Origin of the sequence: Pseudomonas sp. B21-010 (assembly GCF_024749325.1) — a bacterium.
GTDB classification, from domain to species: Bacteria; Pseudomonadota; Gammaproteobacteria; order Pseudomonadales; family Pseudomonadaceae; genus Aquipseudomonas; species Aquipseudomonas kilonensis.
Window position 1 is genome coordinate 1,762,701 of record NZ_CP087198.1, and the last position, 23,747, is coordinate 1,786,447.

A 23,747-nucleotide genomic window follows, 5' to 3' on the forward strand; every position below is an offset into this window, starting at 1 on the left:
TCCGTTTAACTGACGGTCAGCCAAGCGAGAGAGCACGATGACCCAAGCCGCCCAGATGTCGCCTGTCCCCGAACCGGGACACATGCCGTCCGCCGAGCAGGCGAGCCGGCTTGGACTTGAGCAGGCATTTTCGCTGTTCAACCAGATGTCCAGCCAACTGACTGATTCCTACAGCCTGCTCGAAGCCCGGGTCACCGAGCTCAAGGGTGAGCTGGCCGTGGTCAGCGCCCAGCGCATGCAGGAGCTGGCGGAAAAGGAACGCCTGGCTAATCGTCTGCAAAATCTCCTCGACCTGTTGCCCGGTGGCGTTATCGTCATCGACGCCCACGGCCGTGTGCGCGAAGCCAACCCCGCGGCTTGCGAGTTGCTCGGCCTGCCGTTGGAAGGCGAGCTGTGGCGGCATGTCATTGCCCGCTGCTTTGCGCCCCGGGAAGACGACGGTCATGAAGTGTCCCTCAAGGACGGTCGGCGCCTGTCCATCTCGACGCGCTCGCTGGATGCCGAGCCGGGGCAGTTGGTGCTGCTCAATGACTTGACTGAAACCCGGCACCTGCAAGACCAGTTGGCCCGCCATGAGCGCCTGTCTTCCCTGGGGCGGATGGTAGCGTCGCTGGCCCATCAGATTCGCACGCCGCTTTCTGCCGCGCTGCTCTATGCCAGTCATTTGACTGAACAGCAATTGCCGATGGAAACCCAGCAACGGTTCGCCGGACGCTTGAAAGAGCGCCTGCACGAGCTGGAGCATCAGGTGCGCGACATGCTGGTATTCGCGCGCGGCGAGTTGCCGTTGACCGACCGTGTCACCCCCAAGGCCCTGCTGCAATCGCTGCAGGCAGCGGCGTTGACCCATGTGCAGGAGCTGCCGATCCGCTGGCAGTGCGACAGCCACGTCGGGGAAGTGTTGTGTAACCGCGACACGTTGGTGGGCGCGGTGTTGAACCTCATCGAAAACGCGATCCAGGCCAGTGGCGGCGACGTCCGGCTGAAAGTGCATTTATATACACGCGACAACACCTTGCGCCTGTGTGTCAGCGACAACGGCAGTGGTATCGAGCCGGTCGTGCTGGCGCGCTTGGGCGAGCCATTCTTCACCACCAAGACCACTGGCACCGGCTTGGGCCTGACCGTGGTCAAGGCTGTGGCGCGGGCCCATCAGGGAGAATTGCGACTGCGCTCGCGCCTGGGCCGTGGCACCTGTGCGACGGTGTGCTTGCCGCTGTTTTCCAATGCGCCAGGGGTGGAGTGAAAGCAATGGCGATCAAGGTGTTGCTGGTTGAGGATGACCGGGCCCTGCGCGAAGCGCTGGCCGACACGCTGGTGCTGGCCGGGCACGACTACGTCGCCGTCGGTTCGGCGGAAGAAGCGCTGCTGGCGGTGGGGCGCGAAGCATTCAGCCTGGTGGTCAGTGACGTCAATATGCCGGGCATGGACGGCCATCAATTGCTCGGCCTGTTGCGCGCCCGTCAGCCGCAACTGCCGGTCCTGCTGATGACCGCTCACGGCGCCGTCGAGCGAGCGGTGGACGCCATGCGCCAGGGCGCTGCGGATTATCTGGTCAAGCCGTTCGAGCCAAAAGCGCTGCTGGACCTGGTCGCACGTCATGCCTTGGGCAGTCTCGCGGTCGAGGGCGAAGGCCCGGTGGCCATCGAGCCGGCCAGTGCGCAACTGCTGGAATTGGCCGCGCGGGTGGCGCGCAGCGATTCAACCGTGTTGATTTCCGGCGAGTCCGGAACGGGCAAGGAAGTGCTGGCGCGCTATATCCATCAACAGTCCCGGCGCGCCAGCGAACCGTTCATTGCCATCAATTGCGCGGCGATTCCCGACAACATGCTCGAGGCGACACTATTCGGGCACGAAAAGGGTTCGTTCACGGGGGCCATCGCGGCCCAGGCCGGTAAATTCGAACAAGCCGACGGCGGCACGATCCTGCTCGATGAAATTTCCGAAATGCCGATGGGCTTGCAGGCCAAGTTGCTGCGGGTATTGCAGGAGCGGGAAGTGGAGCGGGTCGGTGCGCGCAAGCCCATCAGCCTGGACATTCGCGTGGTGGCGACCACCAACCGCGACCTGGCCGGCGAAGTGGCGGCGGGGCGGTTTCGTGAGGACCTCTATTACCGCCTGTCGGTATTCCCGTTGGCTTGGCGTCCGTTGCGCGAGCGCACCGCCGATATCCTGCCGCTGGCCGAGCGTTTGCTGAACAAACACGTCAATAAAATGAAGCATGCGGCTGCGCGGTTTTCAGCGCAGGCTCAGGCTTGTCTGGTTGCCTACCCGTGGCCGGGCAACGTTCGGGAGCTCGATAACGCCATCCAGCGGGCCTTGATCCTGCAGCAGGGCGGCTTGATCCAGCCGGAGGATTTCTGCCTGGCGGGTCCGGTGGCCTGTGCGCCATTGCCTGCCTTGACGCCGGCACCGGCAGCAGCGCCGGATGTCGAGAGCGATTCGGTCGGCGCCTTGGAAGACGATCTGCGGCGTCGCGAGTTCCAGATGATCATCGACACCCTGCGCGCCGAACGCGGTCGGCGCAAGGAAGCGGCCGAACGCCTGGGGATCAGCCCGCGCACCCTGCGCTACAAGCTGGCGCAAATGCGCGACGCCGGCATGGACGTGGAGGCTTACCTGTTCGCCAGTTGAATAAGCACCAAAAATCCCTGTGGGAGCGAGCTTGCTCGCGATAGCGGTACATCAGTCGCATTGATGCCGGATGTGCCTGGGTCATCGCGAGCAAGCTCGCTCCCACATGGGCTCGTGCGCGTATTTGTTTTCCATCGCCATGGAGCTGGCACCCTTGTTGCTAATACCTGAATACCCGCTGAGTAAGTGTCAAAAAAATGCGGGCCGCCAGAGAGAGTAGACCATGAGCCAAGGTATTGAATTTAATCGGTTGATGTTGGACATGCGGGCCATGCAAATGGACGCAATGGCCCAGCCTAAATCGGTCGCGGTCCCCCAGGTGGGTGGCAGCAGCTTTTCCGACATGCTCGGTCAGGCCGTCAATAAAGTGAACGATACCCAGCAGGCATCGAACCAGTTGGCCAGTGCTTTCGAGATTGGCAAAAGTGGCGTCGACCTGACGGACGTAATGATCTCCTCGCAGAAAGCCAGTGTCTCGTTTCAGGCGTTGACCCAGGTTCGTAACAAACTGGTTCAAGCCTATCAAGACATCATGCAGATGCCGGTTTAAGGAAATTATTGAGTCATGGCAGAAGCAGCCGTTGATAACGTTCCGGCCAAGGCCACTCCGGTAGACGGCAAACCGCCGCTGTTCGGTCTGTCCTTCCTGGAAAATCTCTCCGAGATGACCATGCTGCGTCAGGTGGGCCTGTTGGTCGGCCTGGCTGCCAGCGTGGCGATTGGTTTTGCCGTGGTGCTGTGGTCCCAGCAGCCGGACTACCGGCCGCTGTATGGCAGCTTGGCGGGCATGGACGCCAAGCAAGTCATGGAAACCCTGGCTTCCGCCGACATTCCTTACACTGTCGAACCCAATTCCGGCGCGTTGCTGGTCAAGGCCGATGACGTTGCCCGTGCGCGCCTCAAGCTCGCAGCGGCTGGCGTGACGCCTACCGATGGCAACATCGGTTTCGAGATCCTCGACAAGGACCAGGGCCTGGGCACCAGCCAATTCATGGAAGCGACCCGTTATCGTCGCGGCCTGGAAGGTGAGCTGGCGCGGACCATTTCCAGCCTGAACAACGTCAAGGGCGCCCGTGTGCACCTGGCCATCCCGAAAAGCTCGGTGTTCGTGCGCGATGAGCGCAAGCCCAGCGCTTCGATATTGGTCGAGCTGTATTCGGGCCGCTCCCTGGAGCCAGGCCAAGTGCTTGCCATCATCAACCTGGTGGCGACCAGTGTGCCTGAGCTGAGCAAATCGCAGATCACTGTGGTCGACCAGAAAGGCAATCTGCTGTCCGATCAGGCGGAAAACTCCGAACTGACCATGGCCGGCAAGCAATTCGATTACAGCCGTCGCATGGAAGGCATGCTGACCCAGCGGGTGCACAACATCCTGCAACCGATCCTGGGTAATGATCGCTACAAAGCCGAAGTGTCGGCCGATGTCGACTTCAGTGCCGTCGAGTCCACTTCCGAGCAGTTCAACCCGGACCAACCGGCGTTGCGCAGCGAACAGTCGGTGAATGAACAGCGTACCGCCAGCAATGGTCCGCAAGGCGTGCCGGGTGCCCTGAGCAACCAGCCGCCATCGCCGGCCAGCGCGCCGCAGACCACCGGTGGCGCCACGGCCGCCGCCGGCATGGTGCAGCCAGGCCAGCCACTGATCGATGCCAATGGCCAGCAGATCATGGACCCGGCCACCGGCCAGCCGATGCTGGCGCCGTATCCGGCCGACAAGCGTCAGCAGTCGACCAAGAACTTCGAGCTTGACCGCTCCATCAGCCACACCAAGCAGCAGCAGGGCCGTTTGACTCGCCTGTCGGTCGCCGTGGTGGTGGACGACCAGGTCAAGGTCAACGCGGCCAACGGCGAAACCAGTCGTGCGCCATGGAGCGCCGACGAATTGGCGCGCTTTACTCGCCTGGTGCAGGACGCCGTCGGTTTCGACGCCAGCCGCGGCGACAGCGTCAGCGTGATCAACGTGCCGTTCTCCCTGGAGCGCGGTGAAGTGGTCGCCGATATTCCGTTTTATTCGCAACCCTGGTTCTGGGATGTGGTCAAGCAAGTACTGGGTGTGCTGTTTATCCTGGTGCTGGTGTTTGGCGTGCTGCGCCCGGTGCTCAACAACATCACCGGTGGCGGCAAGAACAAGCAGTTGGCAGGTTTTGGTGATGTCGAGCTGGGAGGCATGGGCGGCCTGGATGGCGAATTGGCCAACGATCGCGTCAGCCTCGGCGGGCCGCAGAGCATTCTGCTGCCAAGCCCGAGCGAAGGCTATGACGCTCAGTTGAACGCCATCAAGAGTCTGGTGGCAGAAGATCCGGGTCGTGTGGCCCAGGTCGTGAAAGAGTGGATTAACGCAGATGAGTGATAATCGAGCCGCTGTTGCCAAATTGTCCCGGGTCGACAAAGCCGCGATCCTGCTGCTGTCCCTGGGTTCGACCGACGCTGCCCAGGTGCTGCGTCACATGGGGCCCAAGGAGGTCCAGCGTGTGGGCGTAGCCATGGCACAAATGGGCAACGTACACCGTGAGCAGGTCGAGCAGGTGATGAGTGAGTTCGTCGACATCGTCGGCGATCAGACCAGCCTGGGCGTCGGTTCCGACGACTACGTGCGCAAGATGCTCACCCAGGCACTGGGCGAGGACAAGGCCAACGGCCTGATCGACCGGATCCTGCTGGGCGGCAACACCAGCGGCCTGGACAGCCTCAAGTGGATGGAGCCGCGGGCGGTTGCCGACGTGATCCGTTACGAGCACCCGCAGATCCAGGCGATCGTGGTGGCTTACCTCGACCCGGACCAGGCCGGTGAAGTGCTGGGCAACTTCGACCACAAGGTGCGCCTGGATATCATCCTGCGGGTGTCTTCGCTCAACACCGTGCAGCCGGCGGCCCTGAAAGAATTGAACCAGATTCTCGAGAAGCAGTTCTCGGGCAACTCCAATGCCGCGCGCACCACCCTGGGCGGCATCAAGCGCGCGGCGGACATCATGAACTTCCTCGACAGTTCGATCGAAGGTCAGTTGATGGACTCGATCCGCGAGTTCGACGAAGACCTGTCCGGTCAGATCGAAGACCTCATGTTCGTGTTCAACAACCTGTCCGATGTCGACGATCGTGGCATCCAGGCGCTGTTGCGCGAAGTGTCGTCCGACGTGCTGGTACTGGCCCTCAAGGGGTCGGACGAAGGCGTCAAGGAAAAGATCTTCAAGAACATGTCCAAACGGGCGGCCGAACTGTTGCGCGACGATCTCGAGGCCAAGGGCCCGGTACGCGTCAGCGATGTGGAAACCGCACAGAAGGAAATCCTCACCATCGCCCGCCGCATGGCCGAAGCCGGAGAGATTGTTCTCGGTGGCAAGGGCGGCGAAGAGATGATCTAAGGTCGTTATGTCTGCCAAGAGTGATGAAGCACCCAGCGACCTGATCCGCGCCCGTGACGTCGGTGGTTTCGACGTCTGGTCGCTGCCCAGCTTCGACCCCCATGTTCCCGAGCCTGAGCCGGAACCGGCGGAAGAACTGCCGGAGCCGGAGGAAGTGCCGCTGGAAGAAGTCCAGCCACTGACCCTCGAGGAAGTCGAGGGCATTCGCCAGGAAGCCTACAACGAAGGCTTTGCCGTGGGTGAAAAGGAAGGCTTCCACAGCACCACGCTCAAGGTCCGCCAGGAAGCCGATGTGGCGTTGACGGCCAAGCTCCGTGCCTTGGAATCGCTGATGCTCAACCTGTTCGACCCTATTGCCGAGCAGGACACCCAGATCGAGAAATCTCTGGTGGGGCTGGTGCAGCACATCGCCCGGCAAGTGATCCAGCGCGAACTGGCCATCGATTCGACCCAGATCGAACATGTCATGCGCGAAGCGCTCAAGTTGTTGCCATTGGGCGTGGGCAACGTGCGGCTGTACATCAATCCCCAGGATTTCGAGCTGGTCAAGGCCCTGCGCGAGCGCCATGAAGAAACCTGGCGCATCGTCGAGGATGCTTCGCTGCTGCCCGGCGGTTGCCGTGTGGAAACCGAACACAGCCGCATCGACGCCACCGTTGAAACCCGCATCAGCCAGATCATGGCCAAATTGTTCGACCAGTTGCACGAACAGGCCCTGCATCCGGCCGCTCCCGACCTGAGCCTGGAGTTGCCGGACGAACCCCTGATCAGCGCTGATGCCGCGCCGGCCGATGCTGGCTTGGATGTACCTGAATTGGATGCTTCTGCATTGGACAGCCGCGATGCGCCTTGAGCGAACCAGTTTCGGCAAGCGCCTGGGCAGCTACGCCGAGGCCAGCGAGCTGGCCGGCCAACCGATCCTGGAAGGCCGCCTGCTGCGCATGGTCGGCCTGACCCTCGAAGCCGAAGGTCTTCGTGCCGCCATGGGCAGCCGTTGCATGGTGATCAACGACGACAGCTATCACCCGGTGCAAGTCGAAGCCGAAGTCATGGGTTTCTCCGGCAGCAAGGTCTTCTTGATGCCAGTGGGCAGCGTCGCTGGCATCGCCCCGGGTGCGCGCGTGGTGCCCCTGGCCGACAACGGTCGCCTGCCCATGGGCATGAGCATGCTCGGGCGCGTGCTGGACGGGGCCGGACGAGCCCTGGACGGCAAGGGCGGCATGAAGGCTGAAGACTGGGTGCCGATGGACGGCCCGACGATCAACCCCCTCAAGCGCGACCCCATCAGCGTACCGCTGGACGTGGGCATTCGCTGCATCAACGGTTTATTGACGGTCGGACGCGGCCAGCGCCTGGGCCTGTTTGCCGGTACCGGGGTGGGCAAGAGTGTGCTGCTGGGCATGATGACCCGCTTCACCGAGGCCGACATCATCGTGGTGGGGCTGATCGGCGAGCGGGGTCGTGAGGTGAAGGAATTCATCGAGCACATTCTCGGCGAGGAGGGGCTCAAGCGTTCGGTGGTGGTGGCTTCGCCTGCGGACGATGCGCCATTGATGCGCCTGCGGGCAGCCATGTACTGCACGCGCATTGCCGAGTACTTCCGCGACAAGGGCAAGAATGTCCTGTTGCTGATGGATTCGCTGACCCGTTTCGCCCAGGCCCAGCGGGAAATCGCCCTGGCCATCGGCGAGCCGCCGGCCACCAAGGGCTATCCGCCTTCGGTATTCGCCAAGCTGCCGAAGCTGGTGGAGCGCGCAGGCAATGCGGAAAAGGGCGGCGGTTCCATCACCGCGTTCTATACCGTGCTGTCCGAAGGCGACGACCAGCAGGACCCCATTGCCGACTCGGCCCGGGGCGTACTTGACGGGCACATCGTGCTGTCCAGGCGCCTGGCCGAAGAAGGGCATTACCCGGCCATCGACATCGAGGCGTCCATCAGCCGGGTCATGCCGTCGGTGATCAGTGCCGAACACATGAAGCGGGCCCAGCAGTTCAAGCAGTACTGGTCGCGCTACCAGCAAAGCCGCGACCTGATCAGCGTCGGCGCCTATGTCCCCGGCGGTGATCGCGAGACCGACACCGCCATCAGTCTTTACCCGTCCATGGCCGTTTACCTGCGCCAGAGCCTGAACGACAACATCGGCATGGGCGCCAGCGAAGCGCACTTGCAGACTATTTTCGCCCCGGTCTCAGGCACGTAACCGGCCATGGCCACGAGTCGTGCGGCACGCCTGGCACCGGTGGTGGATATGGCGGAAAAGGCCGAGAAGACAGCCGTCCAGCGCCTGGCGTATTTCCAGGGCCAGGTCAAAGTCGCCGAAAGCAAGCTGGCAGACCTCGAAAACTTTCGACTCGAATACCAGGAGCAGTGGATCGCCCGGGGCGCCCATGGGGTTTCCGGGCAGTGGTTGTTGGGTTACCAGGGATTCCTCGCGCAGTTGGGTACCGCTATCGACCAGCAGCGCCAGAGCCTGGTCTGGCACCAGAACAACCTGGAGAAGGCCCGCCAGAGCTGGCAAGAGGCGTTTGCCCGGGTCGAAGGGTTGCGTAAACTGGTGCAGCGCTATATTGATGAGGCGCGGCAACTGGAAGACAAGCGTGAACAGAAACTGCTGGATGAATTGTCCCAGCGCCTGCCGCGCCAGAATCCCTATTGATGAGAAGCCAGGAGTTTGTCGGATGATCGAGGCAAAACCTTGCTCAGACCTCTACCTGATGCTACACCTTGTACACGTATGTCCATGACAGGGAAGCTGAACATGTCAGTCGTTACAGAAGTATCCCAAGATGGGAAGAAGTTGACGATTTCGATCGAAGGTCGATTCGATTTCGGACGGCACCAGGAGTTTCGCGAGTCTTACGAGAGACTCAATAGCAAGCCCGAGTCCATTGTGGTGGATTTGAAGAAGGCCACCTATCTCGACAGTTCCGCCTTGGGCATGCTCTTGCTGTTACGCGATCATGCCGGTGGCGACGAGTCGGACATCCGGGTCGTCAACAGCAGCAGCGACGTCAAGAAAATCCTTGCGATCTCCAATTTCGACAAGCTGTTCGACATCAGTTGATCGCCATGCAATCGTCGTCGGAGCCATTGACGGTCCTGATTGCCGAAGACAGTGCCGCTGATCGACTGCTGTTGTCGACCATCGTCCGTCGCCAGGGGCATCATGTGCTCACTGCGGCCGATGGCGCCGAAGCGGTCGACGTCTATCTGCAAAAGCGTCCGCACCTGGTGCTGATGGACGCAATGATGCCGGTGATGGACGGCTTCGAAGCCGCGCAGAAAATCAAGCAGTTGGCCGGGGACCAGTTGGTCCCGATCATTTTTCTCACCTCGTTGACTGAGAGCGAAGCCCTGGCCCGTTGCCTGGAGGCGGGCGGCGACGATTTCCTGGCCAAACCCTACAATCAAGTGATCCTGGCGGCCAAGATCAAGGCCATGGACCGTTTGCGGCGATTGCAGGCCACGGTGGTGGAGCAGCGCGACCAGATTGCCCGGCACCATGACTATTTGCTCAACGAGCAACGGGTCGCCAAGGCCGTGTTCGACAAGATCGCCCACTCCGGCTGCCTGAGCGCGCCGAACATCCGTTACTTGCAATCGCCTTATGCCTTGTTCAACGGTGACCTGCTGCTGGCAGCGTTCAATCCGGCCGGCGACATGCACGTCCTGCTGGGGGATTTCACCGGCCACGGTTTGCCGGCGGCGGTCGGCGCGATGCCGCTGGCGGAAGTGTTCTACGGGATGACCGCCAAAGGCTACGGCCTGGCGCAGATCCTGCGAGAGATGAATGCCAAGCTCAAGCGCATCCTGCCCGTGGACATGTTCTGTTGCGCGACGTTGTTATGCCTGAGCTTCCAGCGTTGCACGGTAGAGATCTGGAACGGCGGCATGCCTGATGGATACCTGCATGACAGCCTCAGCGGCGTGCGTACGCCATTGCCGGCGCGGCACCTGCCGTTGGGCGTGCTCACCCCTCAATTATTCGATGACCGCACCGAAGTGCATACCATGTCGCTGGGTGACCGGGTGTTCCTGTTGTCCGATGGCGTGATCGAGACCAGTGACCGCGACGACCAGCCATTTGGCGTGGAACGGTTGCAGCAGGTATTTTCAGCCAACCGTGAACCTGACCGTCTTTTTGAGGATATCCAGCAGGCCTTGCAGGATTTTCGCGGTGAGGCCCGTGACGATTTCAGCATGGTCGAGGTGCGACTGGTCGCGCCGACGCAACTCAATCCGCCGCCACCGGTCTATTCCGATAGCGGCCAGTCCAGCCCGCTGGATTGGTCGGTGAGCTTCGAGTTCCGGGCGCAGACGCTCAAACGCTTCAATCCGATGCCCTATTTGCTGCAGTTGTTACTTGAGGTCCATGGGCTCAGGGTACAGAGTGGCGCCCTTTACAGCGTCATGTCGGAGCTGTATTCCAATGCCCTGGATCATGGGGTGCTGGGGCTCGACTCCAGCCTCAAGCGTGACGCGGTGGGTTTTGCCCGCTATTACAGAGAGCGCAATACGCGCCTGGATGAGCTGAGCGACGGCTATGTGCGGGTGCACTTGCATGTCTCGCCAAACGGCGAGGGTGGGTGCCTGGCCATAGAGGTCGAGGACAGTGGCGAGGGTTTTGATGTCGCCAGGGTGCTGACGCGTCCTGTGGACACTGATCGGTTGTCGGGGCGCGGCGTGAGCCTGGTACGCCAGTTGAGCCACCAAGCCAGCTGGTCAGACGATGGTCGTAGTGCGCGCGTGGAGTTTTTCTGGGAGGCTCCGGCCTAATCGGCGCCATTCTTGATCAGGGAGCGAACAAGTGAACGAAATTCATCTGGACCGCGACGTACTCAGCACGCTGAAGGAAGTCATGGAGGAGGGGTATCCGGAGTTGCTGGATACGTTTCTCAATGACTCGGAGGCTCGCTTGCGCGTGCTGCATGAGGCACGGGACGCTGAAAAACTGAGCGCCACGGCCCACAGCTTCAAGGGCAGCAGCAGCAACATGGGCGCTATCCGCCTGGCCGAGCTGTGTGGCGAACTGGAACAGCGTGCCAAACAGCCGTCATTGGGCGGTATCGAGAAACTGGTCAACGAAATCGACAGCGAATTTGCTTATGTTCGCAAGCTTTGCAGGGAAGAGCGCGCAGGCTTTCACTGCTGAGATTTGACGGTCGGGCAGACATTGGCCCGTGCCTTGCATTGCCTAGTCTCGACTGTACCTATGATTCCAGTGCAGCGGAGACCTTTTTATGCCCGTTACCCCCAATACACTGCTTCAGGCCTCTGTCCAGGCCAAGCCCAAGGCCGCCGTCAATTCACCGGCAGCGGCCCCGGATCTCGGGGATAGAGCCTCCAGCTTCGCTCAAGTCTTCGCCAAGCAGGCGCCTGTCAAGACCGCTGCGGCCCCAGAGCCACCAGTGAAATCGGCGCGCGACAACGCCTCCAGCAACACCGTCAAAAAAGACACCGGCAACCAAACCCCTGCCGCCTCGGAACCGACGGTTGCCGATAGCGGCAAACCCTTGCCCGCGGACAAACCGGCCAGCGCCGACGATGAGACCGCCAGTGACGACAACGCCGACTCGGCTGAAACGCCAGTGGCGGATGCTGCCTCCGTCGATCCGAGCCTTGATCCAGGATTGCTGCCCGACATGACGGTGCCGGTGGCGACAATCGCACCGGAACCTGCGCCTGTGGCCACGACCGAGGTTCAGGTCACCACGGTCGTCGAGGCACCGGTTACCCCGCTGGTCGCGCCAGCCCAGGCTGCGGTGGTCCCGGAGGTCGACCCAGCCTTTGACCCTGAAGCCGACCCGCTCGACGCATTGCCCGCCTTGCGGTTGGCCATGGAGCAGGGCGGTCATGTTTCCGCCACCAGCCAGGCGCAATCCAAGACTGCCGCCCCGGCGTCGCTCGACGGCGAGCCGACTTCGGCGCAGACCTTCGCCGCAGGCATGGCGAGCATGCTCACCGTGCAGGCCGACCAGAACAGTACCGAGTCCGGCAGCCAGGGCGGTGACAAGGCATTCGGCGGCTTGATCAGCGAGGGCCTCAAGGACCTGAACGCCGCTTCCAGTGATACTCGCGTGGACGATTTCGCCAACCGCCTGGCCGCACTGACCCAGGCTGCTACGCCCAAGACCGCCAACGCGGTGCCGGTCAACCAGCCTATCGCGATGAATCAGAGCGGTTGGACCGAAGAGGTGGTCAACCGGGTGATGTACCTGTCCAGCGTCAATCTCAAGGCGGCCGACATCCAGCTGCAACCCGCCGAACTCGGACGCCTGGATATCCGGGTGAACATGGTTCCGGACCAGCAGACCCAGGTCACGTTCATGAGCGCCCACTCCGGCGTTCGCGAAGCCCTCGAAGGCCAGTTGCATCGCCTGCGGGACAGTTTTGCCCAGCAGGGCATGGGCCAGGTCGACGTCAGCGTGTCCGATCAATCCCGTGGCTCGCAGAACCAGGGGCAGCAGGCCCAGCAGCAAGCCCAGGCCGGGCGCACGACGTCGTCCGGTGGGCGAGTGGACTCGGTGGATGAGCACCTGCCGGCCAGCGTCGCGGAAGTGGCGACCAGTACCACCAGCGTCATCGGCAGCAGCGCGGTCGACTACTACGCCTAATGTCACACCCCCCCTCTGTGGGAGCGAGCTTGCTCGCGATAGCGGCTTGTCAGTCACCTTGCAGGTAACTGATCCTTCGCTATCGCGAGCAAGCTCGCTCCCACATTGGTTTTAGGGCGATCAAAGATTGCATCCGGCTCGCCATCTCCTCTCTTGCCACTTCTGGCATAACACTTGCTCCTGCCTTGCCGTGCAACAGTGAAAACCCCGATTAGTGACGGATTATTGGCATGGCGAAGAGTGAAGCAGCAGCTGTAAAAGACCCTGCAACCAAAGGCAAACTCAAGCTGATCATCGTGATCGTAGTGGGGTTGCTCCTGGCGATCGGTGTGTCCGTGGGCGCGACCTGGTATTTCATGCACAGCGCCCAAAGCAAGCCGGCAGTCGCGGCCGAAGCTGCGCCAGTGGGCAAGCAGCCGGCGATTTTCGAACCGATGGCGCCAGCCTTCGTGGCCAACTACACCCAGAACGGTCGTCAGCGCTACATGCAGGTGAGCATTACCCTGTTGGGTCGCAACCAGGCTGACCTGGAGGCGCTGCGGGTGCATATGCCACTGATCCGCAATAACCTGGTGATGCTGTTTTCCGGACAGAATTTCGACACCCTGGCCACTCCGGTCGGCCAGGAAATGTTGCGTCAGAAAGCCACGGCCAGCGTGCAGGAAGTCGCTCAGAAAGAGCTTGGCAAAGTGGTGATCGAACAGTTGCTCTTCACTAACTTCGTATTGCAGTAGGAACACGACATGGCCGTGCAGGACCTGCTGTCCCAGGACGAAATCGATGCGCTGTTGCATGGTGTCGACGACGGTCTGGTACAGACCGAAAACGCTGCTGAACCGGGCAGCGTCAAAAGCTACGACCTGACCAGCCAGGATCGCATCGTTCGCGGACGCATGCCGACCCTGGAAATGATCAACGAACGTTTCGCCCGCTACACCCGCATCAGCATGTTCAACATGCTGCGCCGTTCGGCCGACGTGGCCGTCGGTGGCGTGCAGGTGATGAAGTTCGGTGAGTACGTGCACTCGCTGTACGTGCCCACCAGCCTCAACCTGGTGAAGATCAAGCCGTTGCGTGGCACCGCGTTGTTCATCCTTGACGCCAAATTGGTGTTCAAGCTGGTGGATAACTTCTTCGGGGGTGACGGTCGTCACGCCAAGATCGAAGGTCGTGAATTCACCCCGACCGAGCTGCGGGTGGTGCGCATGGTACTGGAGCAGGCCTTCGTCGACTTGAAGGAGGCCTGGCAGGCGATCATGGAAGTGAACTTCGAGTACATCAACTCGGAAGTGAACCCGGCCATGGCCAACATCGTCGGCCCGAGCGAGGCCATTGTGGTCTCGACCTTCCACATCGAACTCGATGGCGGTGGCGGCGATCTGCACGTGACCATGCCGTACTCGATGATTGAGCCAGTGCGTGAAATGCTCGACGCCGGTTTCCAGTCGGACCTCGACGATCAGGACGAGCGCTGGATCAACGCTTTGCGCCAGGACGTGCTGGATGTCGACGTGCCGGTCGGCGCTACCGTCGCTCGGCGCCAACTGCGTCTGCGGGACATCCTGCACATGCAGCCGGGGGACATCATCCCCGTCGAGATGCCGGAAGAGATGATCATGCGCGCCAATGGCGTGCCGGCCTTCAAGGTCAAGATGGGCTCTCACAAAGGCAACCTGGCGTTGCAGGTGATCGAGCCGATCGAACGCCGCTGAGCGGTGTCGAACGCCTTAAGTTTGTAACGGTTTTTGCTTCTAACTGAATTTTTGCCCGCCGAGGACACATGATGGCTGACGATATGAATACCCAGGATGACCAGGCGCTGGCCGACGAATGGGCTGCGGCCCTGGAAGAAACCGGCGATGCCGGGCAAGCCGATATCGACGCCTTGCTGGCGGCCGACACTGGCGCCCATGCGTCCAGCCGCCTGCAGATGGAAGAGTTTGGCAGCGTGCCGAAGAGTCATGAACCGGTGACGCTCGATGGCCCGAACCTGGATGTGATTCTCGATATCCCGGTGTCGATCTCCATGGAAGTGGGCAGCACCGACATCAACATCCGCAACCTGCTGCAGCTCAACCAGGGCTCGGTGATCGAACTGGACCGCCTGGCCGGTGAGCCGCTCGATGTACTGGTCAATGGCACCTTGATCGCCCATGGCGAAGTGGTGGTGGTCAACGAGAAGTTCGGCATTCGCCTGACGGACGTGATCAGCCCAAGCGAACGCATCAAGAAGTTGCGCTGAGTGAAAGCTTTCTTCGCAGCAGCCGCGATGCTGCCATTGAGTGTGCTGGCGGCCGAACCGGTTGCCACGGCCGTCGCTGCGCCGGCAGCAGGCAGTGGTGTCGCCGGGCAATTGGCGCAATTGGTGCTCGGCTTGCTGCTGGTGCTGGGCTTGATCTTCTTTCTCGCCTGGCTGTTGCGGCGTGTGCAGCAGGCGGGGCCGGCTGGCAAGGGGCAGGTCATCGACATTGTCGGTACCCGCGCGCTCGGGCCGCGCGACCGGCTGGTGCTGGTGCAGGTCGGTAACGAGCAGATCCTGCTGGGCTTGAGCCCGGGCACCATCACCGCCTTGCACGTCCTCAAGGAGCCGGTGCAGGTGCCCTCCGCCGAGCAGGCCAGCCCCGAATTTGCCCAGCGCCTCATGGAACTGTTAGGTAAAGACCAGAAGGATAAAAAGTAATGCCGTTGCGCATTCTGTTGGCATTGGCCTTGATGCTGGCCGCACCGTTGGCATTCGCCGCCGATCCGCTGTCGATCCCGGCGATCACCCTCGGAACCAACGCCGAAGGGGCCCAGGAATACTCGGTCAGCCTGCAGATCCTGCTGATCATGACCGCGCTGAGTTTCATCCCGGCGTTCGTCATGCTGATGACCAGCTTCACCCGGATCATCATTGTCTTTTCGATCCTGCGCCAAGCCCTGGGCCTGCAACAGACCCCCTCGAACCAGATCCTCACCGGCATGGCGCTGTTCCTGACCATGTTCATCATGGCGCCGGTGTTCGACCGGGTGAACCAGGATGCGTTGCAACCTTACCTGGCAGAAAAAATCACCGCCCAGGATGCCGTGGTCAAGGCTGAAGTGCCGATCAAGGACTTCATGCTGGCCCAGACTCGCAGCAGCGACCTGGAGCTGTTCATGCGCCTGTCCAAGCGTACCGACATTCCCAGTGCCGATCAGGCGCCGCTGACCATCCTGGTGCCGGCGTTCGTGACCTCCGAGCTCAAGACCGCGTTCCAGATCGGCTTCATGATTTTCATCCCGTTCCTGATCATTGACCTGGTGGTCGCCAGTATCCTGATGGCCATGGGCATGATGATGCTTTCTCCGCTGATCATTTCCCTGCCGTTCAAGATCATGCTGTTTGTGCTGGTGGATGGCTGGGCGCTGATCATCGGTACCCTGGCGGGCAGTTTCGGTGGTGTTTAGGCCTTTTGTGCGGGGAGGGCGATATGACGCCTGAAGTAGCGGTAGACCTGTTCCGTGAAGCGCTCTGGCTGACGACCACGATGGTCGCCATCCTGGTGATCCCCAGCCTGCTGGTGGGGTTGCTGGTGGCGATGTTCCAGGCCGCGACCCAGATCAACGAACAGACCTTGAGCTTCCTGCCGCGCCTGCTGGTGATGTTGGTGACGCTGATCGTCGCCGGGCCCTGGCTGGTGCAAACCTTCATGGAATACATCCTGCAGTTGTACGGCAGTATTCCGCAGTTGATCGGCTGACCTCATGTCGATGCTCGCGCTGACGGACACCCAGATCAGTTCCTGGGTGGCATCGTTCGTCCTGCCACTGTTTCGCGTCACCGCGGTGCTCATGAGCATGCCGGTCTTCGGCACGACCCTGGTGCCCCGGCGCGTGCGCCTGTATTTCGCCCTGGCGATCACGGTGGTCATCGCGCCCGGGCTGCCGCCGATGCCATCGGTTCATGCGCTGGACCTCAGCGCACTGATGCTGGTGGCCGAGCAGATCCTTATCGGTACCTTGATGGGGTTCTCGCTGCAGCTGTTCTTCCAGGCGTTCGTGGTGGCCGGGCAAATCATTTCGATCCAGATGGGCATGGCCTTCGCGTCCATGGTCGACCCCACCAATGGCGTGACGACGGCGGTGATCGGTCAGTTCCTGACGATGCTGGTGACCCTGTTGTTCCTCGCCATGAACGGGCATCTGGTGGTGTTCGAGGTCTTGACCGAGAGTTTTACCACCATGCCGGTGGGCAGTGCGTTGCTGGTCAATCATTTCTGGGAAATCGCCGGCAAGCTCGGTTGGGTCCTCGGTGCGGCGATGGTGCTGGTATTACCCGCGATCACCGCGTTGCTGGTGGTCAACATCGCCTTTGGCGTGATGACCCGGGCGGCGCCGCAACTGAACATTTTCTCCATTGGTTTCCCGCTGATCCTCACGCTGGGCATGGTGATTTTCTGGATCAGCCTGGGGGATATCCTCAACCAGTATCGGCCGCTGGCCACCGAGGCCTTGCAGCTGCTACGCGACATGGCACAGGCACGCTGAACCATGGCCGAGAGCGAGAGTGGCCAGGACAAGACAGAAGACCCCACGGAGAAGCGCCTGCGCGAATCCCGGGAAAAGGGTGAGACCGCCCGCTCCAAGGAACTCAATACGCTGGCGGTGATGCTGGCCGGGGCGGGTGGGTTGCTGATCTATGGTGGCGGGTTGGCCCTGGACCTGCTGGAAATCATGCGGCTGAATTTCTCGCTGCCCCGTGAGGTGCTGCTCACGCCGGGGTCCATGACTCAGTATCTGCTGCACTCAGGCAAAATCGCGATTCTGGCGATACAGCCGGTTCTGATCTTCCTGTTGCTGGCCGCTGTTATCGGCCCGATTTCCCTGGGCGGCTGGTTGTTCGCCGCCGGTAGCCTGGCCCCCAAATTCAGTCGGATGAACCCCGCCGCTGGTCTTAAGCGCATGTTTTCGACCTCGGCGCTGATGGAACTGCTCAAGGCTTTCGGGAAATTCCTGCTGGTTCTGTTTGTCGCGCTGACGGTGTTGCAGTCCGACATCGACGATCTGTTGCGCATCGCTCACGAGCCGCTGGAGCAGGCCATCATCCACAGTGTGCAGTTGGTGGGGTGGAGCACGTTGTGGATAGCCTGCGGCCTGATCCTGATCGCTGCCATCGACGTGCCGATCCAGCTGTATCAGAGCAAGCAGAAGCTGATGATGACCAAGCAGGAAGTGCGCGACGAGCACAAGGACTCGGAGGGCAAGCCGGAGGTCAAGCAGCGGATTCGCCAGTTGCAGCGCGAAGTGTCCCAGCGGCGGATGATGGCTGCGATCCCGGACGCCGATGTGGTCATCACCAACCCGACCCACTATGCCGTGGCGCTCAAGTACGACCCCGAGAAAGGCAACGCTCCCGTGCTGCTGGCCAAGGGCAGTGACTTCCTGGCGCTGAAGATCCGTGAGATCGCCGTGGCCAATGAGGTGATGCTGCTCGAGTCCCCGGCACTGGCACGGTCGATTTACTACTCCACCGAACTCGACCAGGAAATCCCCGGCGGCCTGTACCTGGCCGTGGCACAGGTGCTGGCCTACGTCTACCAGATCCGCCAGCACCGCGCCGGCAAGGGCAAGCGCCCCGAACCGCTCAAGGACCTGCCGATCCCGCCGGATTTGCGGCGTGATTCCTGAGTCGGGCTGGCACAAAAAACTGTGGGAGCGAGCTTGCTCGCGATTGCGCTGGTTCAGTCGACTAAGGGGGTGACTGACAAGTCGCTATCGCGAGCAAGCTCGCTCCCACAGGTTCGCGTCCCTTCAACCCCTCTATTTCAGCCGCCTACAAAAGTTGGAAGGCTTCTTGCAATACCCCGTCTGCGCCCCCTCCGGGCGTCAAAAGTTTGCTTCACAGGAACGGGGAATATTGGTGGATCGCTCTCAGTTATTCAGCGCCGCGCGCAGCAATGTCGTAGACCTCAGCCGGGGTAATCTGGGCGTGCCGCTGTTGCTGCTGGTCATGCTCGCCATGATGATGCTGCCGGTGCCGCCGTTCCTGCTGGACGTGTTCTTCACGTTCAACATCGCCCTGTCGATCGTTGTGCTGCTGGTATGCGTATACGCCCTGCGGCCGCTGGATTTCGCTGTATTCCCAACCATCCTGCTGGTGGCCACGTTGTTGCGCCTGGCGCTGAACGTGGCATCCACCCGGGTGGTCATGCTCCATGGCCAGGACGGGCATGCCGCCGCCGGCAAGGTGATCCAGGCCTTCGGTGAGGTGGTGATCGGCGGTAACTACGTGGTCGGTATCGTGGTCTTCGCCATCTTGATGATCATCAACTTCGTCGTGGTGACCAAGGGTGCCGGGCGGATTTCCGAGGTGAGCGCGCGTTTTACCCTCGATGCGATGCCCGGCAAGCAAATGGCGATCGACGCCGACCTCAACGCCGGCCTGATCGATCAGAGCCAGGCCAAGCTGCGCCGTCTGGAAGTGGCCCAGGAAGCCGAGTTCTACGGTTCCATGGACGGTGCCAGCAAATTCGTACGCGGTGACGCCATCGCCGGTTTGCTGATTCTGTTCATCAACCTGATCGGCGGCATGGCCGTCGGTATCTTCCAGCACAACATGACGTTTGGCGACGCCGGCAAGGTCTACGCCTTGTTGACCATTGGTGACGGTTTGGTGGCGCAATTGCCATCACTGTTGTTATCTACAGCGGCTGCGATCATGGTAACCCGTGCTTCGGGCTCCGAAGACATGGGCAAGCAGATCGGCCGGCAAATGTTCGCCTCGCCCAAGGCCCTGGCGGTTGCCGCTGGGCTGATGGCGGTGATGGGCCTGGTGCCGGGGATGCCCCATGTTTCCTTCCTGAGCATGGCGGCCATGGCGGCAGGCGGTGCCTACCTGTTCTGGAAGAAGCAGAACGTGCAGAAAGTCCAGGCCCTGCAAGAGGTCAAGCGTCAGCAGGAACTGCTGCCGTCGCCGGCACGCGCCATGGAAACCAAGGAACTGGGCTGGGATGACGTGACGCCAATCGACATGATCGGCCTGGAAGTCGGTTACCGCCTGATTCCATTGGTCGACCGCAACCAGGGTGGTCAGTTGCTGGCACGGATCAAGGGGGTGCGCAAGAAGCTGTCCCAGGACCTGGGCTTCCTGATGCCGACCGTGCATATCCGCGACAACCTCGACCTGGCGCCGAGCGCCTATCGCCTGACGCTGATGGGAGTGATCCTGGCCGAAGCCGAGATCTACCCCGACCGCGAGCTGGCGATCAACCCGGGGCAGGTCTACGGCAGCCTCAACGGCATCACCGCCAAGGATCCGGCTTTCGGCCTGGAAGCGGTGTGGATCGAAATCAGCCAGCGGGCCCAGGCGCAGTCCCTCGGTTATACCGTGGTGGACGCCAGTACGGTGGTGGCGACCCACTTGAACCAGATTCTGTACAAGCACTCCAGCGAGCTGATTGGTCACGAAGAAGTCCAGCAACTCCTGCAAGTACTGGCCAAAGGCTCGCCGAAGCTGGCCGAAGAGCTGGTGCCGGGTGTGGTTTCGTTGTCGCATTTGCTCAAGGTGCTGCAGGCGCTGTTGGCCGAACAGGTGCCTGTGCGCGACATACGCAGTATTGCCGAGGCTATCGCCAACAACGCTTCCAAGAGTCAAGATACCGCCGCCCTGGTGGCTGCGGTTCGGGTCGGAGTGTCCCGCGCAATCGTCCAAAGCATTGTAGGCACTGAGTCTGAGCTGCCTGTGATCACCTTGGAGCCAAGGTTGGAACAGATATTGCTCAATAGTCTGCAGAAGGCAGGACAAGGCTCGGAAGAGGGTGTTCTGCTGGAGCCAAGCATGGCCGAGAAGCTGCAGCGTTCGCTGATCGAAGCAGCCCAGCGGCAAGAGATGCAAGGCCAACCGGTGATCCTGCTGGTGGCCGGTCCGATTCGCGCGATGCTCTCGCGATTCGGGCGCCTCGCGGTCCCGGGGCTGCATGTGCTGGCGTACCAGGAAATACCGGACAACAAGCAAGTGACCATCGTTGCGACAGTAGGGCCCAACGGCTGAGGTAGTGGTTTATGCAAGTGAAGCGTTTTTTCGCCGCCGACATGCGTCAGGCCATGAAACTGGTTCGTGACGAGCTGGGCGCTGAAGCAGCCATCATTGGCAACCGTCGTATTGCCGGCGGTGTCGAGCTGACGGCGGCCCTGGATTACAAACTGTCTGCGCTGGCCCCACGGGTTCCGAACATGGAACTCGAAGATGAGCTGCGCAAGACCCAATCGCGCATCGCCAGCGCCCAGGCCGAACTGAGCCTGCGCAGCAGCGAAGGCGAGGGCGCGGCAGGCACCAATCGTCAATTGTTCGCCGGTCAGCCGCTGACCGCCGGCCTGCCGTTGACCGCTGCCGAGCCGCTGATCGAGCAGGCCCACGCCGAACCGCGTCGTCCTGAGCGGGCGCCCGCAGCGCCTGCCCGGGGTGTCGATCCGCGTGCCCTGGATTCGATGCGCTTTGAACTCAACAGCCTGCGCGAGCTGATGGAAGTCCAGCTCGGCTCCCTGGCCTGGAACCAGCTGCAAGGCAGCCGTCCAGCCCAGGCCAACCTGTGGCGTCGCCTGCAACGCATCGGCCTGTCCGGCCCGTTGTCCCGGGACCTGCTGGCGCTGATCAATGGTATCGAGGAGCCTCGCCAGGCCTGGCGCATGTTGCTGGCGCACCTGGCGCGGATGATCGCGACCCCGGAAGTCGAGCCGCTGGAAGAAGGCGGGGTAATTGCCATGGTCGGTCCTGCCGGCATGGGCAAGACCACCACCCTGGCCAAGCTCGCCGCCCGTTATGTACTCAAGTACGGCGCCCAGAGCATTGCCCTGGTGAGCATGGACAGTTTCCGCATCGGTGCCCAGGAGCAGCTCAAGACCCTCGGCCGGATCCTCAATGTGTCGGTGACCCATGTGGATCCGGGTCAGTCCCTGGCCCAGGCGCTGGAGCCGCTGCTGCGCAAACGCGTCGTGCTGATCGATACCGCAGGCCTGCAAGCCAGCGATCCAGCCCTGCGCATGCAGCTCGAAAGCCTGGCCGGACGTGGTATCAAGTCAAAAAATTATCTCGTGTTGGCAACCACCAGCCAGAAACAGGTTCTAACCGCCGCATACCACAGCTACAAACGCTGCGGGCTGGCCGGCTGCATCCTGACTAAGCTGGACGAAACGGCAAGCCTGGGCGAGGTGTTGAGCCTGGCGATCGGTCATGAACTACCGGTGGCCTACCTGACCGACGGGCCGCGGATCCCGGATGATTTGCATCTGCCGCGCCGTCATCAACTGGTCAGTCGTGCCGTGAGTGTGCAAATGCAGGAAGAACCCAGCGAAGAAGCCATGGCTGATATGTTCGCTGATATCTACCACAGTCCGACCAAGCAGGTCGGCTGAGGTTATCATGAATATTTTTTGTACCTACATCGATGGTCTGCCATGCATTGTTCCGTATGCGAACGCGCAGCCAGTAATGTGGCCTCCGTCTAAGTAAGACAAGGTAAAGAACGAACATGGGCAGCATGCATCCCGTACAGGTGATCGCGGTGACCGGCGGCAAAGGTGGCGTCGGGAAGACTAACGTGTCAGTGAACTTGTCCCTGGCTCTGGCAGAGCTTGGCCGACGGGTCATGCTGCTGGACGCCGACCTGGGCCTGGCGAACGTCGACGTGTTGTTGGGGCTTACACCCAAACGCACGCTGGCGGACGTGATTGAAGGGCGCTGTGAGCTGCGTGACGTGTTGTTGCAGGGGCCGGGCGGGATTCGCATCGTGCCGGCTGCCTCAGGCACCCAGAGCATGGTTCACCTGACCCCGGCCCAGCACGCGGGCCTGATCCAGGCTTTCAGCGACATCGGCGACAATCTCGATGTGCTGGTGATCGACACCGCAGCCGGTATTGGTGACTCGGTCGTCAGTTTCGTCCGCGCGGCCCAGGAAGTGCTGCTGGTGGTCTGCGACGAACCGACGTCCATCACCGACGCCTATGCCCTGATCAAGTTGCTTAACCGCGACTATGGCATGAACCGCTTCCGCGTCCTGGCCAACATGGCCCAGAGCCCGCAGGAAGGACGCAACCTGTTCGCCAAGTTGACAAAGGTCACGGATCGTTTCCTGGATGTCGCCCTGCAATACGTCGGCGCAGTGCCTTACGACGAAAGCGTACGCAAGGCCGTCCAGAAGCAACGTGCCGTTTATGAAGCCTTTCCACGTTCCAAATGCGCGCTGGCGTTCAAGGCAATCGCCCAGAAGGTCGATACCTGGCCGCTGCCGGCCAACCCTCGCGGGCATCTGGAGTTTTTCGTCGAGCGTCTTGTGCAACAAACAGCAGGGCCCGTGCTATGACAGCCAGCGGTTACAACCATCTCTACAAAAAATCGGCACGGGACGCCCAATACGAATTGATCGAGCGTTACGCGCCACTGGTCAAGCGTATCGCCTATCACTTGCTGGCGCGGTTGCCGGCCAGTGTCCAGGTCGAAGACTTGATCCAGGCGGGCATGATCGGCCTGCTCGAAGTGTCGAACAAATACGACGCGAGCAAGGGCGCGAGTTTCGAGACGTATGCCGGTATTCGCATTCGCGGGGCCATGCTCGATGAAGTCCGCAAGGGCGATTGGGCTCCGCGTTCGGTACACCGCAATACCCGCATGGTCAGTGATGCAATTCGGGCAATTGAAGCTAAAACCGGGCGCGACGCTAAAGATCACGAGGTTGCGGCCGAACTCCAGTTGAGTCTCGACGATTATTACGGGATTTTGAACGATACCTTGGGCAGCCGCCTGTTCAGTTTCGACGACCTGTTGCAGGACGGCGAACATGAAGGGCTGCACGAGGATAACGCGAGTGCTCACATGGAGCCGTCGCGTGACCTGGAAGATGAACGTTTCCAGAGCGCGCTGGCGGATGCGATTGCCAATTTGCCGGAGCGTGAGCGGCTGGTCTTGGCGCTGTACTACGACGAAGAGCTGAACCTCAAGGAAATCGGTGAGGTCCTGGGGGTCAGCGAATCGCGGGTCAGCCAGTTACACAGCCAGTGCGCGGCCCGTTTGCGGGGGCGTTTGGGGGAGTGGCGAGCGCGCTGACAGGCAGTGTGGGGAGACTGCGAACGAGGCTGGCCTGGCAGGTGCTGTACCAGTCTCCATCCGTTGTGCTCCAGACC

The 23,747-nt window shown here is 61.4% G+C and carries 24 protein-coding genes; all 24 read left to right on the forward strand.

The features are described from left to right. The first annotated feature begins 37 nt into the window (after positions 1-37). A complete protein-coding gene (locus tag LOY50_RS07785; RefSeq protein WP_408980842.1) occupies positions 38-1,246 on the forward strand; it encodes a sensor histidine kinase in 1,209 nt (402 codons plus the stop codon). A 5-nt stretch (positions 1,247-1,251) separates the two neighbouring features. Next, positions 1,252-2,634, forward strand: a complete 1,383-nt coding sequence (fleR, locus tag LOY50_RS07790; protein WP_258690582.1) for a sigma-54-dependent response regulator transcription factor FleR — start codon at positions 1,252-1,254, stop codon at positions 2,632-2,634. A gap of 223 nt (positions 2,635-2,857) precedes the next feature. Then, complete coding sequence (gene fliE, locus LOY50_RS07795) at positions 2,858-3,184, forward strand: flagellar hook-basal body complex protein FliE (protein ID WP_003199082.1); 327 nt, start codon at positions 2,858-2,860, stop codon at positions 3,182-3,184. 15 nt (positions 3,185-3,199) lie between these two features. Continuing rightward, positions 3,200-4,984, forward strand: coding sequence for a flagellar basal-body MS-ring/collar protein FliF (gene fliF / locus LOY50_RS07800; RefSeq protein WP_253472420.1), 1,785 nt, complete (start codon positions 3,200-3,202; stop codon positions 4,982-4,984). Further along, the gene (gene fliG, locus LOY50_RS07805) at positions 4,977-5,996 is read left to right on the forward strand and encodes a flagellar motor switch protein FliG (RefSeq protein WP_018611787.1); all 1,020 of its coding nucleotides are present in this window, start codon (positions 4,977-4,979) and stop codon (positions 5,994-5,996) included. Before fliF ends, fliG begins: the two co-directional genes overlap by 8 nt. A gap of 7 nt (positions 5,997-6,003) precedes the next feature. After that, entirely contained in the window at positions 6,004-6,849 is an 846-nt protein-coding gene (gene fliH, locus LOY50_RS07810; RefSeq protein WP_258690583.1) for a flagellar assembly protein FliH, read from the forward strand. After that, a complete protein-coding gene (gene fliI, locus LOY50_RS07815) occupies positions 6,839-8,197 on the forward strand; it encodes a flagellar protein export ATPase FliI (protein WP_063322402.1) in 1,359 nt (452 codons plus the stop codon). The genes fliH and fliI overlap by 11 nt, the downstream gene beginning before the upstream one ends. A 6-nt stretch (positions 8,198-8,203) precedes the next feature. Then, positions 8,204-8,653, forward strand: coding sequence for a flagellar export protein FliJ (gene fliJ, locus LOY50_RS07820; protein WP_003199091.1), 450 nt, complete (start codon positions 8,204-8,206; stop codon positions 8,651-8,653). A 102-nt stretch (positions 8,654-8,755) separates the two neighbouring features. Then, positions 8,756-9,061, forward strand: coding sequence for an STAS domain-containing protein (locus LOY50_RS07825; RefSeq protein WP_214510738.1), 306 nt, complete (start codon positions 8,756-8,758; stop codon positions 9,059-9,061). Positions 9,062-9,066: 5 nt separating this feature from the next. Next, positions 9,067-10,773: a SpoIIE family protein phosphatase gene (locus LOY50_RS07830; RefSeq protein ID WP_258690584.1), complete on the forward strand. Its 1,707-nt coding sequence runs from the start codon at positions 9,067-9,069 to the stop codon at positions 10,771-10,773. A 31-nt stretch (positions 10,774-10,804) separates the two neighbouring features. Beyond that, on the forward strand, positions 10,805-11,149 hold the full coding sequence (locus LOY50_RS07835; RefSeq protein WP_253472429.1) for an Hpt domain-containing protein: 345 nt from the start codon (positions 10,805-10,807) through the stop codon (positions 11,147-11,149). Positions 11,150-11,237: 88 nt separating this feature from the next. Continuing rightward, positions 11,238-12,611, forward strand: coding sequence for a flagellar hook-length control protein FliK (locus tag LOY50_RS07840; RefSeq protein WP_258690585.1), 1,374 nt, complete (start codon positions 11,238-11,240; stop codon positions 12,609-12,611). Between the two features lie 230 nt (positions 12,612-12,841). After that, positions 12,842-13,345: a flagellar basal body-associated protein FliL gene (fliL, locus tag LOY50_RS07845; protein WP_212797040.1), complete on the forward strand. Its 504-nt coding sequence runs from the start codon at positions 12,842-12,844 to the stop codon at positions 13,343-13,345. Positions 13,346-13,354: 9 nt separating this feature from the next. Next, positions 13,355-14,323: a flagellar motor switch protein FliM gene (gene fliM, locus LOY50_RS07850; protein WP_018611773.1), complete on the forward strand. Its 969-nt coding sequence runs from the start codon at positions 13,355-13,357 to the stop codon at positions 14,321-14,323. Positions 14,324-14,394: 71 nt separating this feature from the next. After that, a complete protein-coding gene (fliN, locus tag LOY50_RS07855; RefSeq protein ID WP_003199107.1) occupies positions 14,395-14,853 on the forward strand; it encodes a flagellar motor switch protein FliN in 459 nt (152 codons plus the stop codon). Further along, entirely contained in the window at positions 14,854-15,291 is a 438-nt protein-coding gene (gene fliO, locus LOY50_RS07860) for a flagellar biosynthetic protein FliO (protein ID WP_253472433.1), read from the forward strand. Then, positions 15,291-16,040 (forward strand): flagellar type III secretion system pore protein FliP, encoded by a 750-nt coding sequence (fliP, locus tag LOY50_RS07865; protein ID WP_253472435.1) that lies wholly within the window; start codon positions 15,291-15,293, stop codon positions 16,038-16,040. Before fliO ends, fliP begins: the two co-directional genes overlap by 1 nt. Before the next feature lie 23 nt (positions 16,041-16,063). Beyond that, positions 16,064-16,333: a flagellar biosynthesis protein FliQ gene (gene fliQ, locus LOY50_RS07870; protein WP_003199113.1), complete on the forward strand. Its 270-nt coding sequence runs from the start codon at positions 16,064-16,066 to the stop codon at positions 16,331-16,333. A gap of 4 nt (positions 16,334-16,337) precedes the next feature. Then, positions 16,338-17,120 (forward strand): flagellar biosynthetic protein FliR, encoded by a 783-nt coding sequence (fliR, locus tag LOY50_RS07875; RefSeq protein ID WP_214510742.1) that lies wholly within the window; start codon positions 16,338-16,340, stop codon positions 17,118-17,120. Between the two features lie 3 nt (positions 17,121-17,123). Next, positions 17,124-18,260 carry a flagellar biosynthesis protein FlhB gene (gene flhB / locus LOY50_RS07880; RefSeq protein WP_253472437.1) on the forward strand — a complete coding sequence of 379 codons (1,137 nt, stop codon included), beginning with the start codon at positions 17,124-17,126 and terminating at the stop codon, positions 18,258-18,260. Positions 18,261-18,492: 232 nt separating this feature from the next. Then, positions 18,493-20,622, forward strand: a complete 2,130-nt coding sequence (gene flhA, locus LOY50_RS07885; protein ID WP_253472439.1) for a flagellar biosynthesis protein FlhA — start codon at positions 18,493-18,495, stop codon at positions 20,620-20,622. A gap of 11 nt (positions 20,623-20,633) precedes the next feature. Beyond that, complete coding sequence (gene flhF / locus LOY50_RS07890; RefSeq protein WP_258690586.1) at positions 20,634-21,983, forward strand: flagellar biosynthesis protein FlhF; 1,350 nt, start codon at positions 20,634-20,636, stop codon at positions 21,981-21,983. Between the two features lie 116 nt (positions 21,984-22,099). Then, positions 22,100-22,930: a flagellar synthesis regulator FleN gene (gene fleN / locus LOY50_RS07895; protein WP_003184001.1), complete on the forward strand. Its 831-nt coding sequence runs from the start codon at positions 22,100-22,102 to the stop codon at positions 22,928-22,930. Next, positions 22,927-23,670 (forward strand): RNA polymerase sigma factor FliA, encoded by a 744-nt coding sequence (fliA, locus tag LOY50_RS07900; protein WP_014337177.1) that lies wholly within the window; start codon positions 22,927-22,929, stop codon positions 23,668-23,670. Before fleN ends, fliA begins: the two co-directional genes overlap by 4 nt. Positions 23,671-23,747: the final 77 nt, after the last annotated feature.

Excerpts from the sequence above, each read along its gene's own strand:
- LOY50_RS07785 (WP_408980842.1), top strand. The coding sequence starts at position 38 with ATGACCCAAGCCGCCCAGATGTCGCCTGTCCCCGAACCGGGACACATG.
- fleR (WP_258690582.1), top strand. The coding sequence starts at position 1,252 with ATGGCGATCAAGGTGTTGCTGGTTGAGGATGACCGGGCCCTGCGCGAA.
- fliE (WP_003199082.1), top strand. The coding sequence starts at position 2,858 with ATGAGCCAAGGTATTGAATTTAATCGGTTGATGTTGGACATGCGGGCC.
- fliF (WP_253472420.1), top strand. The coding sequence starts at position 3,200 with ATGGCAGAAGCAGCCGTTGATAACGTTCCGGCCAAGGCCACTCCGGTA.
- fliG (WP_018611787.1), top strand. The coding sequence starts at position 4,977 with ATGAGTGATAATCGAGCCGCTGTTGCCAAATTGTCCCGGGTCGACAAA.
- fliH (WP_258690583.1), top strand. The coding sequence starts at position 6,004 with ATGTCTGCCAAGAGTGATGAAGCACCCAGCGACCTGATCCGCGCCCGT.
- fliI (WP_063322402.1), top strand. The coding sequence starts at position 6,839 with ATGCGCCTTGAGCGAACCAGTTTCGGCAAGCGCCTGGGCAGCTACGCC.
- fliJ (WP_003199091.1), top strand. The coding sequence starts at position 8,204 with ATGGCCACGAGTCGTGCGGCACGCCTGGCACCGGTGGTGGATATGGCG.
- LOY50_RS07825 (WP_214510738.1), top strand. The coding sequence starts at position 8,756 with ATGTCAGTCGTTACAGAAGTATCCCAAGATGGGAAGAAGTTGACGATT.
- LOY50_RS07830 (WP_258690584.1), top strand. The coding sequence starts at position 9,067 with ATGCAATCGTCGTCGGAGCCATTGACGGTCCTGATTGCCGAAGACAGT.
- LOY50_RS07840 (WP_258690585.1), top strand. The coding sequence starts at position 11,238 with ATGCCCGTTACCCCCAATACACTGCTTCAGGCCTCTGTCCAGGCCAAG.
- fliL (WP_212797040.1), top strand. The coding sequence starts at position 12,842 with ATGGCGAAGAGTGAAGCAGCAGCTGTAAAAGACCCTGCAACCAAAGGC.
- fliM (WP_018611773.1), top strand. The coding sequence starts at position 13,355 with ATGGCCGTGCAGGACCTGCTGTCCCAGGACGAAATCGATGCGCTGTTG.
- fliN (WP_003199107.1), top strand. The coding sequence starts at position 14,395 with ATGGCTGACGATATGAATACCCAGGATGACCAGGCGCTGGCCGACGAA.
- fliP (WP_253472435.1), top strand. The coding sequence starts at position 15,291 with ATGCCGTTGCGCATTCTGTTGGCATTGGCCTTGATGCTGGCCGCACCG.
- fliQ (WP_003199113.1), top strand. The coding sequence starts at position 16,064 with ATGACGCCTGAAGTAGCGGTAGACCTGTTCCGTGAAGCGCTCTGGCTG.
- fliR (WP_214510742.1), top strand. The coding sequence starts at position 16,338 with ATGTCGATGCTCGCGCTGACGGACACCCAGATCAGTTCCTGGGTGGCA.
- flhB (WP_253472437.1), top strand. The coding sequence starts at position 17,124 with ATGGCCGAGAGCGAGAGTGGCCAGGACAAGACAGAAGACCCCACGGAG.
- flhF (WP_258690586.1), top strand. The coding sequence starts at position 20,634 with ATGCAAGTGAAGCGTTTTTTCGCCGCCGACATGCGTCAGGCCATGAAA.
- fleN (WP_003184001.1), top strand. The coding sequence starts at position 22,100 with ATGGGCAGCATGCATCCCGTACAGGTGATCGCGGTGACCGGCGGCAAA.
- fliA (WP_014337177.1), top strand. The coding sequence starts at position 22,927 with ATGACAGCCAGCGGTTACAACCATCTCTACAAAAAATCGGCACGGGAC.